Source organism: Ruegeria sp. THAF33 (assembly GCF_009363615.1).
GTDB lineage: Bacteria > Pseudomonadota > Alphaproteobacteria > Rhodobacterales > Rhodobacteraceae > Ruegeria.
Genome location: NZ_CP045384.1, coordinates 1,162,907 through 1,177,092, shown reverse-complemented (window position 1 = coordinate 1,177,092; position 14,186 = coordinate 1,162,907). Strand labels below are relative to the sequence as shown.

Annotated in this window: 14 protein-coding genes; 7 read left to right on the top strand and 7 right to left on the bottom strand. The window is 57.7% G+C overall.

The genetic code is table 11. From position 1 onward, the window contains the following. The first annotated feature begins 283 nt into the window (after window positions 1-283). The 3 genes from FIU92_RS05950 to FIU92_RS05940 all read left to right on the top strand — a co-directional run bounded on the left by FIU92_RS05950 (window position 284) and on the right by FIU92_RS05940 (window position 3,357). Window positions 284-1,279, top strand: coding sequence for a hypothetical protein (locus tag FIU92_RS05950; RefSeq protein ID WP_152457692.1), 996 nt, complete (start codon window positions 284-286; stop codon window positions 1,277-1,279). A gap of 72 nt (window positions 1,280-1,351) precedes the next feature. Then, window positions 1,352-2,644 (top strand): O-acetylhomoserine aminocarboxypropyltransferase/cysteine synthase family protein, encoded by a 1,293-nt coding sequence (locus FIU92_RS05945; RefSeq protein WP_152457691.1) that lies wholly within the window; start codon window positions 1,352-1,354, stop codon window positions 2,642-2,644. Between the two features lie 2 nt (window positions 2,645-2,646). Next, the gene (locus tag FIU92_RS05940; RefSeq protein WP_152457690.1) at window positions 2,647-3,357 is read left to right on the top strand and encodes a GNAT family N-acetyltransferase; all 711 of its coding nucleotides are present in this window, start codon (window positions 2,647-2,649) and stop codon (window positions 3,355-3,357) included. Window positions 3,358-3,359: 2 nt separating this feature from the next. On the opposite strand, the gene FIU92_RS05935 is transcribed toward FIU92_RS05940, so the two are convergent. Next, window positions 3,360-4,064 (bottom strand): SIMPL domain-containing protein, encoded by a 705-nt coding sequence (locus tag FIU92_RS05935; RefSeq protein WP_254705362.1) that lies wholly within the window; start codon window positions 4,062-4,064, stop codon window positions 3,360-3,362. Between the two features lie 155 nt (window positions 4,065-4,219). On the opposite strand from FIU92_RS05935, the gene FIU92_RS05930 reads away from it, so the two are divergent. Further along, complete coding sequence (locus tag FIU92_RS05930; protein ID WP_152457688.1) at window positions 4,220-6,169, top strand: hypothetical protein; 1,950 nt, start codon at window positions 4,220-4,222, stop codon at window positions 6,167-6,169. A gap of 89 nt (window positions 6,170-6,258) precedes the next feature. On the opposite strand, the gene hppD is transcribed toward FIU92_RS05930, so the two are convergent. Then, complete coding sequence (gene hppD, locus FIU92_RS05925) at window positions 6,259-7,356, bottom strand: 4-hydroxyphenylpyruvate dioxygenase (RefSeq protein ID WP_152457687.1); 1,098 nt, start codon at window positions 7,354-7,356, stop codon at window positions 6,259-6,261. A gap of 147 nt (window positions 7,357-7,503) precedes the next feature. Between hppD and FIU92_RS05920 the strand changes: the two genes are divergently transcribed. Then, the gene (locus FIU92_RS05920; protein ID WP_152457686.1) at window positions 7,504-7,959 is read left to right on the top strand and encodes an Lrp/AsnC family transcriptional regulator; all 456 of its coding nucleotides are present in this window, start codon (window positions 7,504-7,506) and stop codon (window positions 7,957-7,959) included. 20 nt (window positions 7,960-7,979) lie between these two features. After that, window positions 7,980-9,860: a monovalent cation:proton antiporter-2 (CPA2) family protein gene (locus FIU92_RS05915; protein ID WP_152457685.1), complete on the top strand. Its 1,881-nt coding sequence runs from the start codon at window positions 7,980-7,982 to the stop codon at window positions 9,858-9,860. A 30-nt stretch (window positions 9,861-9,890) separates the two neighbouring features. On the opposite strand, the gene cobT is transcribed toward FIU92_RS05915, so the two are convergent. Continuing rightward, entirely contained in the window at window positions 9,891-10,901 is a 1,011-nt protein-coding gene (gene cobT / locus FIU92_RS05910) for a nicotinate-nucleotide--dimethylbenzimidazole phosphoribosyltransferase (protein ID WP_152457684.1), read from the bottom strand. A gap of 78 nt (window positions 10,902-10,979) precedes the next feature. Here cobT and cobS point away from each other — a divergent pair, with 78 nt between their 5' ends. Next, window positions 10,980-11,744 carry an adenosylcobinamide-GDP ribazoletransferase gene (cobS, locus tag FIU92_RS05905; RefSeq protein ID WP_152457683.1) on the top strand — a complete coding sequence of 255 codons (765 nt, stop codon included), beginning with the start codon at window positions 10,980-10,982 and terminating at the stop codon, window positions 11,742-11,744. Here the strand turns inward: cobS and FIU92_RS05900 are convergent. The 4 genes from FIU92_RS05900 to FIU92_RS05885 form a co-directional block, all read right to left on the bottom strand. After that, window positions 11,741-12,502 (bottom strand): ion channel, encoded by a 762-nt coding sequence (locus FIU92_RS05900; RefSeq protein WP_152457682.1) that lies wholly within the window; start codon window positions 12,500-12,502, stop codon window positions 11,741-11,743. The genes cobS and FIU92_RS05900 overlap by 4 nt on opposite strands. Window positions 12,503-12,619: 117 nt before the next feature. Continuing rightward, on the bottom strand, window positions 12,620-13,129 hold the full coding sequence (locus FIU92_RS05895) for a CarD family transcriptional regulator (RefSeq protein WP_152457681.1): 510 nt from the start codon (window positions 13,127-13,129) through the stop codon (window positions 12,620-12,622). A gap of 282 nt (window positions 13,130-13,411) precedes the next feature. Then, window positions 13,412-13,750 carry a ferredoxin FdxA gene (gene fdxA / locus FIU92_RS05890; protein ID WP_152457680.1) on the bottom strand — a complete coding sequence of 113 codons (339 nt, stop codon included), beginning with the start codon at window positions 13,748-13,750 and terminating at the stop codon, window positions 13,412-13,414. A 66-nt stretch (window positions 13,751-13,816) separates the two neighbouring features. Next, entirely contained in the window at window positions 13,817-14,182 is a 366-nt protein-coding gene (locus tag FIU92_RS05885) for an RNA-binding S4 domain-containing protein (RefSeq protein ID WP_152457679.1), read from the bottom strand. Window positions 14,183-14,186: the final 4 nt, after the last annotated feature.

Genomic DNA, 14,186 nt, shown 5'->3' with positions numbered 1-14,186 from the left:
TGAAACATTGGGTCCAAAGGCAGGATTTGGCCAAGAAAGGGATGTGCGGGGATTGGCAAACAAGGTTCTGTGAGCATCGCACGCCACCGATTTCACCTTTCGACATGAACCGGGCCAACCTCGGAAAATCCGCGAAATGACCTTGCTGAGCCCTTCCTCGGCGCGATGAGAGGAATGCCATAGATAACAAGAAATCAAACTTTCGGCTTTTGACGCCCCACCCCGCTTGCTGTAACCCGGATCAAAGGGTGCCGGTTCCGGCAGCTTTCAGGAATGGGCATAGATGCAGGCAAGTTCTCGGAAATTCAACATCGCGGTTGTCGGGCAAAACAACCGCCTGCAATATGAGGCCCTGTTGTTCGCGGCCTCGCTTCGCCATTGTTCGCCCGGGTTCAAAGGCCGGCTGTTTGTCGCCACACCCAACCCGGGCCCGCGCTGGACCCACAACCCCGGCATCCAGGACGAAGACGTTCTGAAAGCCCTGAAACAGCTAGATGCCGAAATCCTGCCCTTCGACTCGCATGTTTTTGGCGAAAGCTACCCATATGGCAACAAGATCGAGGCTTTGTTGGCCCTGCCGGAAGATGAACCCTTTGTGTTCTTCGATACGGACACGCTGATCACCGGCGACATCACAAGCGTTCCGTTCGATTTCGACCGCCCTGGAGCCTCACTGAAGGTCGAGGGCACGTGGCCAAAGCCGACGCTGTACGGCCCCGGCTTTGACGGTATCTGGCGGGCGCTTTATGCACGCTTCGGGTTGGATTTCGAAAGCTCGGTGGATCCGGACCAACCCGATGGTTACTGGCGGCGATACCTTTACTTCAACGCGGGTTACTTCTTTTACAAATGCCCCAGGATGTTCGGTGAACGGTACCTGGACTACGCAAGAACGATCCGGGATGAAAACATTCCCGAACTGACGGGCCAGAACCTTGACCCATGGCTGGATCAGGCAGCTCTGCCGCTGGTCATTCATTCTTTCGGCGGTGGGCGAGATGCTTTGCCGGACGGGCTTCTGGATGGGTCCGTCAGCTGCCACTATCGCCTGTTCCCTTTGCTTTATGCCCGCGAAAGCGATCACGTGATCGATGTGCTGGAAACCGTCGTGGCCCCCAACAAGGTCAAAAAAGTGCTCAAACAGTATGATCCGCTGAAAAAGCTGGTTCTTCAGGGCAAAGGCGAAAAAATCCGTGCGCTCTTTGATCAGGACAATCTGCCGCGGCGGGAACAGGCACTGCGCAACGCGATCAAAAGCAAAGGCCTCTGGCTGCGCTGACAGGATCGTTGTGCGCAGGCGGGCAATGGCCTACAGATTCCGCAAGACAGATACCAACAGGAGATTTTCACGATGTCTGACGGCCCGACCTACGGTTTCGACACATTGCAAATTCATGCGGGTGCCCGCCCCGACCCGGCGACCGGAGCACGCCAGACACCGATCTATCAGACCACGGCCTATGTGTTCCGGGATGCGGACCACGCAGCGGCCCTGTTCAACCTGCAAGAGGTAGGCTTTATCTATTCCCGCCTGACCAACCCAACCGTCGCCGTTCTGCAGGAACGCGTGGCGACGCTTGAAGGCGGCGTCGGGGCGGTGTGCTGCTCGTCCGGGCATGCGGCGCAGATCATGGCGCTGTTCCCGCTGATGGGGCCCGGCTGCAACGTGGTCGCCTCGACCCGTTTGTATGGCGGTACGGTCACGCAGTTCAGCCAGACGATCAAACGCTTTGGCTGGTCCGCCAAGTTCGTGGACACCGATGATCTGGACGCCGTGAAGGATGCCATCGACGAAAACACCCGCGCCGTGTTCTGCGAATCCATCGCCAATCCGGGCGGTTACGTGTCTGATATCCGTGCGTTGGCGGATGTTGCTGATGCAGCGGGCATTCCGCTGATTGTCGACAACACCTCGGCCACGCCCTACCTGTGCCGTCCGATCGAGCACGGCGCGACACTGGTTGTGCATTCTACCACCAAGTACCTGACCGGCAACGGAACCGTCACAGGCGGGTGCATCGTGGATTCTGGCAAGTTCGACTGGTCCGCGAATGACAAATTCCCGTCACTGAGCGAACCCGAGCCTGCCTATCACGGCCTGAAGTTCCACGAGACCTTTGGCCCGCTGGCCTTCACCTTCCACGGCATTGCCATCGGTCTGCGTGATCTGGGCATGACCATGAACCCGCAGGCAGCCCATTACACGCTGATGGGGATCGAAACACTGTCGCTGCGGATGGAGCGTCACGTCGAAAACGCCCAGAAAATCGCAGCGTGGCTGGAAGCGGATGACCGCGTGGAATACGTCACCTATGCGGGATTGCCGTCATCACCTTACAAGGACCGGGTCAAATCACAGTATCCGCGTGGCGCCGGTGCACTGTTCACCTTTGCGGTGAAGGGCGGTTATGACGCCTGTATCAAACTGGTCAACGCGCTGGAAATCTTCAGCCACGTGGCCAATTTGGGCGATGCCCGCTCGTTGATCATCCACTCGGCCTCGACCACCCACCGACAACTGACGCCGGAACAACAGGAAGCCGCGGGCGCGGGCCCCGGTGTTGTGCGGGTGTCTATCGGCATCGAAGACGTGAACGACTTGATCGCGGACCTTGATCAGGCCCTCGCCAAGGCCAGCGCCTGACAATGGCCGGGCACGACACAAACGACCTTGGCCAGCCCATCGGTTTGCCGGTGTCGGGTGACTTTCCGCGCCCGACGCCGCCTTATACACCGATGGAAGGCCGGTACTGTTCTGTCGTGCCGCTGGATGTGAATCGCCATGCGCCCGGACTTTTTCGGGCGTTTGCCAATGACAGGGATGGCCGCAACTGGACATACCTGCCCTATGGCCCGTTTGTCAGCGAACCGGAATTTGAAGACTGGGCCCGCGCCAACTGCATGGATGCGGACCCGATGTTTCATACCGTATTGGATGCGGACGAAGTACCGGTGGGCATGGCCTCTTATCTTCGGATCGAACCCGCAGCGGGTGCCATCGAAGTCGGCCACATCCACTTCTCGCCGCTGCTGCAACGCAAGCCGCAATCGACCGAGGTCATGTACCTCATGATGAAGCGGGTTTTCGATGAGCTCGGCTATCGCCGATACGAGTGGAAATGCGACGCACTGAATGCACCGTCACGCAATGCCGCTGAACGGCTGGGATTTACTTTCGAAGGGGTGTTTCGGCAGGCGACCCACTACAAAGGCCGCAACAGGGACACGGCATGGTACGCGATCATCGACACCGAATGGCCGCGCATTCGCGATGCATTCGAAGCCTGGCTGTCGTCCGACAATTTTGACGGCACGGGCCAGCAGCGCAAACCGCTGATGGCCCGTGCGAAAGCGTGATCTTAGTCTGAAATCTCGAATTCCATCGAGACACTGACGGAAACCGAGACCTCGCCTCCCGCAACGGGAACACCACCCGCATCCGCCATGCTCAGCGCGCGCATTTCTGCCATCGGACGAATGCCAGCTGTTTGTTCCGAGATCGACTGAACCGGACCAAGCGTCACACCCGCTGCCTCTGCTAACTGCTGTGCTTTGGCCGTGGCTTCGCCAACGGCCTTGGCACGCGCCTGCGCCTCGATCGGGTTGGGATCCTGCACGCCAAAGCTCAAACCCCCGAAATCATTGGCGCCGTCCTGAATGACCGCGTCCATGATCTTCCCCAGTTGGGTCAGGTCGCGCACACGCACAAACACGCGATTGGACGCAGTAAAGCCGGTGATTTCGGGTGTCTCCCCATTCTGTCCATGACGACCCGACCAGACGGGGGACAATGACAGATCCCGTGTCTGGACGTCACGATCTTCGATACCCATCTCGGCCAGACGCGCCAGGACTTTGGAAACGGCATCCGACGTCGCCTGCATCGCAGCCGAGGCTTCGGCGTTTTCGTTGGTCACGCCCAGGGTTATCGTCGCCATATCAGGCGCAATCTGCACTGTTCCGGTTGCATCAACGCTGATGCGACGTTCTTCCGCATGAGCGGCCCCGGCAGCCGCAGCCGCCATCATCGCGGCCAGAAAAGCGAATGTCTTCAAGGTTATCACTCCAAATTACTCTGCTTCTAGATGGGTTGACGGGCCCTTGCGATACAAGAGGGGATACCGCCTTTTTCTTTCCCTCGGCGGGTTCCTGCTTTAATGTCAGTCTGCAAACGCAAAGTCGTTTGCATTGACATTGATAATTATGGTTCCTCCGGAATATGAAACCCGCCTTTGCGCTGTCTTTTTCTGCGACCGGAATAACACTGCACCACCGCTCCGATGACGACTGGTTTGTCGTCGGTACGATTCCGCTGGATGTTCCGGACTTGTCCGCACAGATACAGGCGTTACGGGAAAAGGCATTTGCGCTGGAAAATGATCTGAGCTGCAAGCTCGTGCTGCCAGAAGATCAGGTTCGGTTTCTACAGCTTTCGACCGATGGGGTGCCACCGCAAGACCGGACGGAACGTATCGAAACTGCGCTGACTGAGGCCACGCCTTACGCCCTGTCGGAACTGAGTTATGACAGTCACACCGAAGGTGACACGACCTATGTTGCTGCCGTGGCGGTTGAAACTCTGGCCGAAGCACGGACCTTTGCCTCGGAACATGGTTTTGTGGTGGTGGCGTTCACTGCCGAAGACAAAGAGGGCGCGTTCCCGCGCGAGGCGTTGTTTCGCGAAACCTCGGACGCTTCCGATCTGTCACACCCGGAAAACCAGCCATCTCCGGTGGAAATGGACGCAGTTGAACAGGCTGATGATTCCGGCCTGCCCACCCATCCGATTGCCGGCACCGCCGCGCCCGAGGCTTTCCGAGTACCCCGGGAAACAGCGAAAAGCCTTGATGCATCTTCAAGGGTAAACCGGTCTGCCATTCCGGTCTTTGCCGCTGTGCTTCTCGTAGGTGGGCTTGTTGGCGTATGGCTGGCATCGGGGTCCGACCCTGAACAGGATCAGGCCGAACAGAGCCCGGCGCAGGTTGCGGTTTCAACTTCTGAACCGGCCGCAGAGCCCCTGCCTGAACCAGAACTGGACACGGCTGCGCTGGAAACCCCGCAACAAGTCGTTCCGGACCTTGCGACCGATGACGCCGAAGAGCCTGCGAACGAGGCCTCGGAAACCGAGACCGGCACGCAGCCGGATCTGACTGCCACAGATGCAGCCATTCTGGAGGCCCTCAAAGTTGCCCCTACCGCGGTGGAATCCGTCGCTCAGGACCCCGAGACGCAAAGAAGCGTCGAGGCCGTTACGGGCATAAGCACGACAGCGCCAGCGGCACCGGAAATACCCGAAACTGTTGAACCGCAGGAATTGTATCTGGCATCACTCGACAACGCCGATCTGTTCGAGGATGCGGTTGCCCTACCGCCCGACCCCAGTTTTGACACCGACGCTCCTTTTGAACCCGACGTATCCCCCAACATTGCGGGCACTCGGTTTGATCTGGATGAGAACGGCTTGGTCGTGCCAACACCGGAAGGCACCGTAAATCCGGAGGGGGTTGTTGTTTATCTGGGGCGCCCATCCAAGGTTCCGCCTGAAACTCCGGTTCGTTTCGAAGAAGAACCGGTGGTCGACGAGGTCGACGACAGATTGGCAGGCATTCGACCCAAGCCACGCCCTGCTGATCTGGTCGAGAATTTCGAGCGCGGTCAACTGGGTGGCCGGTCATTGGAGGAATTGGCATCCAAGCGGCCGAAAGCGCGCCCGGAAAGCCTTCAGACCAAGCCACAGGTCGATGATGCACCAACGGCCTTGGCTGTCGTAAGAGTACCGCGCCCCAAATCCCGCCCTGCCGGATTGGCCCCTGCCAAATCAACTGTTTCAAACAGTTCGAATCTTGGGTCCACAGCAGCATTGGATCAGAAATCCGATGAAGCAGGATCGTTCCAACCAAAGACCGTCGCACCCAAAATCCCTTCGACCGCGTCGGTCGCACGACAAGCCACGATCGACAACGCAATCAACCTACGCAGATTGAACCTGATCGGGGTCTACGGAACGCCAGCCAACAGACGCGCATTGGTGCGGCTTCCCAGCGGGCGTTACAAAAAGCTGAAAGTCGGAGACCGCCTTGATGGCGGGAAAGTGATCGCGATCAGCGACAGTGAGCTTCGATATCAGAAAAAGGGCCGCAACGTGACCCTTGCGATGCCGCGCAGCTGAAAACCGGCAATCGATCTTCTGACGCACCAACCATCACATGAAAGCGCCGAAGGCAGATGAACTGCCCCCGGCGTGTCAGTGCGTTGCAATCAGGCTGCGGAAATCTCGCCGCTTTCGATCTGTTCGCGTTCGATGGATTCGAATAGCGCCTGGAAATTTCCCTCGCCGAAACCGTCGTCGCCCTTGCGCTGAATGAACTCGAAGAAGATCGGTCCGATGACGGTTTTCGAGAAAATCTGTAGCAGAATCCGGGTCTCACCACCGTCGACAACGCCTTCACCATCGATCAGGATGCCGTGTTTCATCATCCGGTCCAACGGTTCCTCGTGGCCGGCCACACGGGTCTTGGACATCTCGTAATATGCCTTGTTCGGGCCCGGCATGAATTTCAGGCCGTTTTCCGCAATTGCATCGGTCGAGGCGTAAATATCGTCACTGCCGACAGCAATATGCTGAATGCCTTCACCTTTGTATTTCTTCAGGTAAGACACGATTTGCCCCGTCTCACCGCGGTCTTCGTTGATCGGGATGCGGATACGACCACAAGGAGACGTCAGCGCCCGGCTGTACAACCCGGTGAACTTGCCCTGAATGTCAAAGAAACGAATTTCACGGAAGTTGAACAGGTCGCCGTAGAACTTGAACCACTTGTCCATGTTGCCCTTGTAGACGTTGTGCGTCAGGTGATCGAGATAGAAGAAACCCACACCCCGTGGTTTGGATTCCTTGATCCACTCGAATTCCTGATTGTATGGCGATGTGTCGTAATATTGATCGATAAAATAGATCAATGATCCGCCGATGCCCTTGATCGCAGGCACATTCATGGTTTTGTCAGCGCCGTCGTAAGGTTCTGCACCTTTCGATACGGCATGGTCATAGGCCTTTTGCGCGTCAACAACGCGCCACCCCATGGATGGCGCGCAAGGGCCGTGTTCATCCACGAACCTCGCGGCAAAGCTGTCGGGATCCGCGTTCAGGATATAGGTGACATCCCCTTGCTGCCACAGCTCGACGGCGGGTTTTTCTTTTTGGCGGGCCACCAGGTCAAACCCCATCTTCGAGAACAGATCACGCAGCTCCTGCGGTTCAGGATGAGCAAACTCGACGAATTCAAACCCATCGGTACCGGCAGGGTTTTCTTCGCTGATAACAGATTTCGGGGCGTTGTGTGGGAAAGGACCCATGGCGCGTCTCCTTCAAAAACAGGAATTTCTTTGCTGATTCAAAAATATGACTTTTGTGACGCTGTTTCTGCGCATTGTTTTCGTGTAAACTGCCGATGGGTGCGCAAAACGCGCATAAAAGTTAATAAAGGCAGGATTTTTCCGCACATGCTGGACGCGACCGACAAGCGATTGCTTTCCGCCTTGCAAAAGGACGCACACCTGACCGCGCACCAACTGGGCGAAATGCTGAACCTGTCGCCCAGTCAGGCAGGGCGCCGCCGCCAGCGGCTTGAAGCCGAAGGGTACATCACCGGGTATGCCGCCCGGCTGGACCCGTTGAAACTGGGTCTGCAAGTGCAAGGCTTTGTTCAAGTCCATCTGGGGACACATGGCCCTGAACAATCTGCAAGCTTCGCCCGCATGGTCGACACCCGCCCCGAAATTACCAGCGCATGGACGATGACCGGAGAGGCAGATTACCTGCTGCACATCTATTGTGACGATCTTTCCGCGCTCAACAGCTTGCTACATTCGGTCATCCTGCCGCATCCTGCCGTTGCAAGGGTCCATAGCCAGATCGTAATGGACCAACTGAAACGCGACGCCCCCCTGCCCACCTGAACGGGCCCGAGAGGACACCTATGGACGTATTCCTATATCAGGCTTCGATCTATCTGGCAGCGGCGGTCATCGCCGTTCCCCTGTCTGCACGGCTGGGGCTGGGGTCGGTGCTGGGATACCTGGCCGCCGGGATCATCATTGGACCTGTTCTTGGGCTTGTCGGCGCGGAAACGGAAAACCTTCAGCACGTTGCCGAATTCGGTGTGGTGATGATGCTGTTCCTGATCGGTCTGGAACTGGAGCCGCGCGCCCTGTGGGATATGCGCGACAAGTTGCTGGGGTTGGGCGGGTTGCAGGTTGCGTTGTCGACGGCTGCGATCGCTGCCGTGGCAATGTACGCCAACCACCCCTGGTCGGTCGCCCTGGCCGTAGGGCTGACCTTGTCGCTGTCATCCACGGCAATCGTTCTTCAGACTCTTTCGGAAAAGGGCCTGATGCGAACAAATGGCGGTCGAGCTACGTTTTCGGTGCTGCTGACGCAGGACATAGCGGTCATTCCGATCTTGGCCTTGCTTCCACTTCTGGCCTTGCCGGCCATGCCACATATCGAATCGGATGGTTCGATTGACCGCGGGGCCGGAGAACTTCACGGCGCGGACCATCACAGCCTTTCTCTGGTCGAAGGTCTGCCGGGTTGGGCCGTCACGCTGGTTACGATCGGGGCAGTGGTGTTTGTCATTCTGGCCGGTGTCTACCTGACCCGCCCGCTGTTTCGCTTCATCCACGCGACCCGCCTGCGCGAGATGTATACCGCCCTGGCGCTTATGATCGTGGTCGGGATTTCCTTCCTGATGACCCTCGTCGGACTGTCCCCTGCCCTGGGCGCCTTCCTGGCGGGCGTGGTTCTGGCCAGTTCCGAGTTCAGACATGAAATGGAAAGCGACCTTGAGCCATTCAAAGGGCTTTTGCTTGGGCTTTTCTTCATCACGGTCGGTGCCGGTATTGATGTTGCCTATTTCTTTGATGATCCCCTTGACCTGATCGGTCTGGCGCTTCTTTTGATCCTTGCAAAAGGGATCATCCTGTATCTTGTGGGCAAGGCCTTCAAGTTGCGTGGGCGCGATCACTGGCTGTTTACCTTGGGCTTGGCGCAAGCGGGTGAGTTTGGTTTTGTTCTGCTGGCATTTTCCACGCAACAGAATGTCATCCCCCCCGACCTGTCCCAAAAACTGCTGATGATCATCGCTTTGACGATGCTGATCACACCGCTTCTGTTTATCATCTACGATCTTCTGTCGCGAAAGATCGGCGACACTTCCAAAGAACCTGTGCCGGACGAAATTGACGAAAAAGGCCCCGTCATCATCGCCGGGATTGGTCGGTTCGGGCAGATTGTAAACCGGCTGGTGCGGGCCAGCGGGTTCAAGACGGTTGTACTGGACCACGATATCGAAACCATTCAGTTGATGCGCCGTTTCGGCGTCAAAGGGTTTCTGGGCGATCCTACACGCCCTGAATTGCTGCGCGCTGCGGGGTTGGAAAAAGCGTCGGTCCTTGTCGCCGCCATGGATGACCACAAGCAAGTCACGCGGCTTGTCGGGTATGCCAGACGGCAGCGCCCTGACCTTCACATCATCGCCCGCGCCCGCGACCGGACGCATGTGTACGAGCTCTATCAGGCTGGCGCCAACGACATCGTGCGGGAACTTTTCGACAGCTCATTGCGCGCAGGCCGCTATGTTCTGGAGAATGTCGGGCTAAGTGAGTACGAGGCCGCACAGGCGGAACAGACCTTTTATCACCATGACCGGATGTCTGTTCGCGATCTCGCCGAACTATGGGTCCCGGGTCTGCCAACTGCCGAAAACAAGAAATACATCGAGCGTGCACAGCAGCTGGAAAAAGATTTGGAAACCGCGCTGCTTGAGCTGGCCGAAAAACACGCCAAGAAGTCCGCCTGACCCAAGCCTGTGCCCGGGTCAGGCAATGAATCAACCGTCAGACACTCCTGCCTCGGCAAAGGTTGCCATACCGGAATGGCAGGCCACGGCGCTTTTGAGAATATTGATCGCCAGTGCCCCGCCCGACCCTTCGCCCAGCCGAAGACCAAGACTCAGCAGCGGTTCCTTGCCCAGCTTCGCCAATACGGCACCGTGTGCGGCCTCGGCGCTTTGGTGGCCGGCCACGGCGTGATCCAGCGCGGTGTCCGACAGCCTCCACAGGCAGGCAGCGGCGGCGGTACAGATAAAACCGTCAAGGATCACAGGAATGCGCAATATCCGCGCGGCGGCAATCGCCCCTGCCATCGCCGCGATCTCACGACCTCCGAGGCAGCGCAGGATTTCAAGGCCGTCCTCTGACTTGTGCAACGCTACACCTTCGGCCACAACGCGGGTCTTGTTGGTCAGCCCTGCATCATCGACGCCTGTCCCGCGACCTGTCCAATCGGCCGCGTCACCGCCGAACAGCGCGCAGGCAATGGCGGCTGCCGGGGTCGTGTTGCCAATGCCCATCTCGCCCACGACCAACAGATCAGCCTGCGGGTCCACGGCCTGCCAGCCGGTGCGCAGCGCATCCAGCAGTTCGGCTTCCGTCATGGCCGGTGCCTGGGTGAAATCTGCGGTCGGGTTGTCCAGATCCAGTGCGTGTACATCCATCGCCGCACCCGCCGCCCGGGCCAGTTGGTTGATCGCCGCACCGCCATGTTCGAAGTTCATCACCATTTGCACGGTCACTTCCGACGGAAAAGCCGAGACCCCCTGTGCGGTGACTCCATGGTTTCCGGCAAAGACGATGACCTGTGGCGCCGTGATCTGTGGCCGGGCATCTCCTCGCCATCCAGCGTACCAGATTGCCAAGTCTTCAAGTCGCCCCAGCGCACCCGGGGGTTTCGTCAGTTGTCCGTTTCGCTCTGCCGCGCCCTGTGCCGCGGTGGCATCCGGCCCGGGAGCCGCTGCAAGCGCAGCACGGAACGCGTTCAAATCATTCAGTTCAGGCAACATGAAAGCCTCATTGCATCAGAGTGGTCCTGTGTGTTTAACCGAAGCATCGAAACCAACAAGACCCCGAAAGGCACGGGCGTGCATAAAAACGACACCAATCCCTTTTCCCTGTGGGATATTCCGCTGGCTCTGGTGCTGTTGACCCGCCTGCCCCTGCCCCGATTGCCCGAACCTGTATTCGAGCGGCAGGCACAGGCGGCATGGGCCTTCCCCATCGCCGGGCTGGCCGTCGGAGCGATTGCCTGTCTGGTCGGATGGATGGCAATGGTCTTTCATCTGCCCCCTTTTGTTGCCGCGGCCCTATTGGTTGCAACGTTGATCATGACGACGGGCGCGATGCACGAGGACGGTCTGGCCGATACGTTCGACGGCCTCTGGGGCGGGTTCACCGCTGAACGTCGACTTGAAATCATGAAAGACAGCCAGATCGGAACCTATGGTGTTCTCGCTTTGGTTTTTTCTCAGCTTGCTCGTGTTTCGGCAGTTGCCACAATTTTGGCAACCGGGTCGATTTGGGCGATTCTGGCAGCCTGCATGTTCTCACGCGCCCTGATGCCGGTTTTGATGGCATCCCTGCCAAACGCCAGAAAATCGGGGCTGAGCCATTCGGTGGGAACCCCCGGCGCGATTTCAGTCAGCATGTCCTTGGGCCTGGCCGCTCCAATCGCCGTTTTCCTGTGCGGGGGTGCGGCGATCACCGCCATCTTCTCTGCCGCCTCGGTTGCTGCCATCTTGGCGCTGACAGCGCGCAAGAAGATCGGCGGCCAGACCGGGGACATACTTGGGGCATCGCAACAACTGGCCGAGATCGCGTTTCTGCTTGCCATCAGCGCGCAGATCTAGGACACGCCGCCTGTTTCGATCCGCAGTGTTCCACCGCAATGCTTGCAATGCACGGCATCGGGATCATGCCGATACAACCCGCAGCTTGGGCATTTGTGACGTACCTTCTGCGGCATGAATATCGCCTGCGCCAAACGGACAAACAACGCGACACCCACGACCATGATGAACACCGAGAACAGCTTGCCCCAAGGGGTGCTCAGCGTGATGTCGCCGAAGCCGGTTGTGGTCAGGGTGGCCATGGTGAAATACAGCGCGTCTATGTAAGGCGTCTGGGCGTCTTCCGGAATGAAGAACACCAAAACCGCCGTAGAGGTGGCAAAGACAAATACCATCAGATTGATTGCCGCAATCACCGCGTCTTCATGGGTGCGAAAAAAGCTGCTGTCGCGTCGCAAGTCCCTGAGCAGATGGTATGAGTGGATCAGGCGCAAGGCCCGCAGAATCCTCAGGAAAGCCAGGTTGCCCGTCAGGAACGGATCCAGAACCAGCGAGACGATGACGACAATATCCGCCAGCGTATAAATCTGGCGCAGCAACTTCCAACGATCTTTTGAAATCCAAAGCCGCGCAGAGAAGTCCAAGAAAATCAAAAAACCGATCAACTGGCTTGCAAGGACCAAGCCGGGACCATGAGGGACGTGAGCCGTTGCGACAAAGAAAATGATTGTCGCAACATCGAACAGGATCAGAGCGTACCGAAACCAGACCGAAATCGGGTCATGTCCGATATACAGATATCTAACTGTCTGCTTCATGTCCGCCCTGTAGCTTGCTGCATATACAGTGAAATTAGCGGTACTTGCGGAATTCACCAAGCCACGAAAAAGGCCGCCCCGATGGTGGAGCGGCCTGTTGTCATATCGAACTCGCTGTCAGGCAGCGCGAGAGGTCAGAACTTCGTCCACCTGTTTGGCAGCGGATACTTCGCCGGCGCCGGAAACCGCCGCGACCTCGCGGGTCAGGCGTTCCAGGGCAGCTTCGTACAGCTGACGCTCGGAATAGCTCTGCTCGCGCTGGTCGTCCGTGCGATGCAGATCGCGGACCACTTCCGCAATCGAGATCAGATCGCCCGAGTTGATTTTCTGCTCGTATTCCTGAGCACGGCGCGACCACATGGCGCGTTTGACCTTTGCCTTTCCTTTGAGCGTCTTCATCGCCTGACTGATCACGTCGGGCGAGCTGAGCGACCGTAGACCGGATTCGGTAACCTTGTTGGTCGGCACGCGCAGTGTCATCTTGTCTTTCTCAAATGAGATGACGAACAGCTCCAGAGAGAATCCCGCGACTTCCTGTTCTTCGATCGAGATGATCTGGCCTACGCCGTGGGCGGGGTAGACAACATAGTCGTTCGGGCGGAACTCGAGCTTTTTCGACTTTGTCATTCAGTTTTTTCCTTGCTTGCGGACGGGACACAGACAACAAAAGCACCACATGCGGGGACTTTTTCAGCCCCGACAGGCGGCGATATTGTCACAAATTCAAATCTCCAAAGCGAGCATACTTGTGGAGCGCATCCCAATCTCGGTCATCATACAAGAACCAAGTATATCACAAAAATACGACACCCGAAAGTTTACCCCACGGTAAATTTTCCTATTCAACCTGTTTTCAACAGGTTGTGCCGCGTTCTTTGCGCATCAAACAGGGGTTTGAGCGCGAATCGTTCAACCACCCTCGCCCGGTGCTTCCGAGAAATACTTCTCCATCTTGCCTTCTTCACCGTCGCGTTCTTCCGCATCGGGAAGCGGATCTTTCTTGGTGACGATCACGGGCCACATTTCCGAGTACTTGCGATTGAATTCGACCCATTGATCCATGCCCGGTTCAGTATCGGGGCGGATCGCGTCGGCCGGGCATTCCGGTTCGCAAACACCGCAGTCGATGCATTCGTCGGGATGGATGACCAACGTGTTCTCACCTTCATAGAAACAGTCCACCGGACATACTTCGACACAGTCAGTATATTTGCAGGCGATACAGTTTTCGGTGACAACATAGGTCATGATCGGATTCCCGTTTGCGGTTTGAGCGTTTAGCTAATTCAGTCTGGCCTACTCTTCAAGATATGATCAGCGATCTTCGGTGCGAGAAAGATCAAGTGAACGGCGATCTTTCTTTGTCGGGCGACCTTTTCCCTCAAACCCCGGATTTTTGGGCGGAACGTCCTGTTTTTCGGTCATATCGAAATACAGCGTTTGCGCTTCGGGGGCCGGACCACGGCGATCCCCGATTTTTTCGATGCGAACGACGCGGACGATACGGCCCTGAGCAAAGGTCAGAACGTCGCCCGGTGCCACGGCCTGCGCCGGTTTTTGCACCCGGTTTCCGTTCAACCTGACATGGCCGCCGCTGACCTGTTTGGCGGCCAGGCTGCGGGTCTTGAAGAACCGCGCCTGCCACAACCATTTGTCAATCCGCAGCTTGGCCTCGGCCATTTCG

Excerpts from the sequence above, each read along its gene's own strand:
- FIU92_RS05950 (WP_152457692.1), top strand. The coding sequence starts at position 284 with ATGCAGGCAAGTTCTCGGAAATTCAACATCGCGGTTGTCGGGCAAAAC.
- FIU92_RS05945 (WP_152457691.1), top strand. The coding sequence starts at position 1,352 with ATGTCTGACGGCCCGACCTACGGTTTCGACACATTGCAAATTCATGCG.
- FIU92_RS05940 (WP_152457690.1), top strand. The coding sequence starts at position 2,647 with ATGGCCGGGCACGACACAAACGACCTTGGCCAGCCCATCGGTTTGCCG.
- FIU92_RS05930 (WP_152457688.1), top strand. The coding sequence starts at position 4,220 with ATGAAACCCGCCTTTGCGCTGTCTTTTTCTGCGACCGGAATAACACTG.
- hppD (WP_152457687.1), bottom strand. The coding sequence starts at position 7,356 with ATGGGTCCTTTCCCACACAACGCCCCGAAATCTGTTATCAGCGAAGAA.
- FIU92_RS05920 (WP_152457686.1), top strand. The coding sequence starts at position 7,504 with ATGCTGGACGCGACCGACAAGCGATTGCTTTCCGCCTTGCAAAAGGAC.
- FIU92_RS05915 (WP_152457685.1), top strand. The coding sequence starts at position 7,980 with ATGGACGTATTCCTATATCAGGCTTCGATCTATCTGGCAGCGGCGGTC.
- cobT (WP_152457684.1), bottom strand. The coding sequence starts at position 10,901 with ATGTTGCCTGAACTGAATGATTTGAACGCGTTCCGTGCTGCGCTTGCA.
- FIU92_RS05900 (WP_152457682.1), bottom strand. The coding sequence starts at position 12,502 with ATGAAGCAGACAGTTAGATATCTGTATATCGGACATGACCCGATTTCG.
- FIU92_RS05895 (WP_152457681.1), bottom strand. The coding sequence starts at position 13,129 with ATGACAAAGTCGAAAAAGCTCGAGTTCCGCCCGAACGACTATGTTGTC.
- fdxA (WP_152457680.1), bottom strand. The coding sequence starts at position 13,750 with ATGACCTATGTTGTCACCGAAAACTGTATCGCCTGCAAATATACTGAC.
- FIU92_RS05885 (WP_152457679.1), bottom strand. The coding sequence starts at position 14,182 with ATGGCCGAGGCCAAGCTGCGGATTGACAAATGGTTGTGGCAGGCGCGG.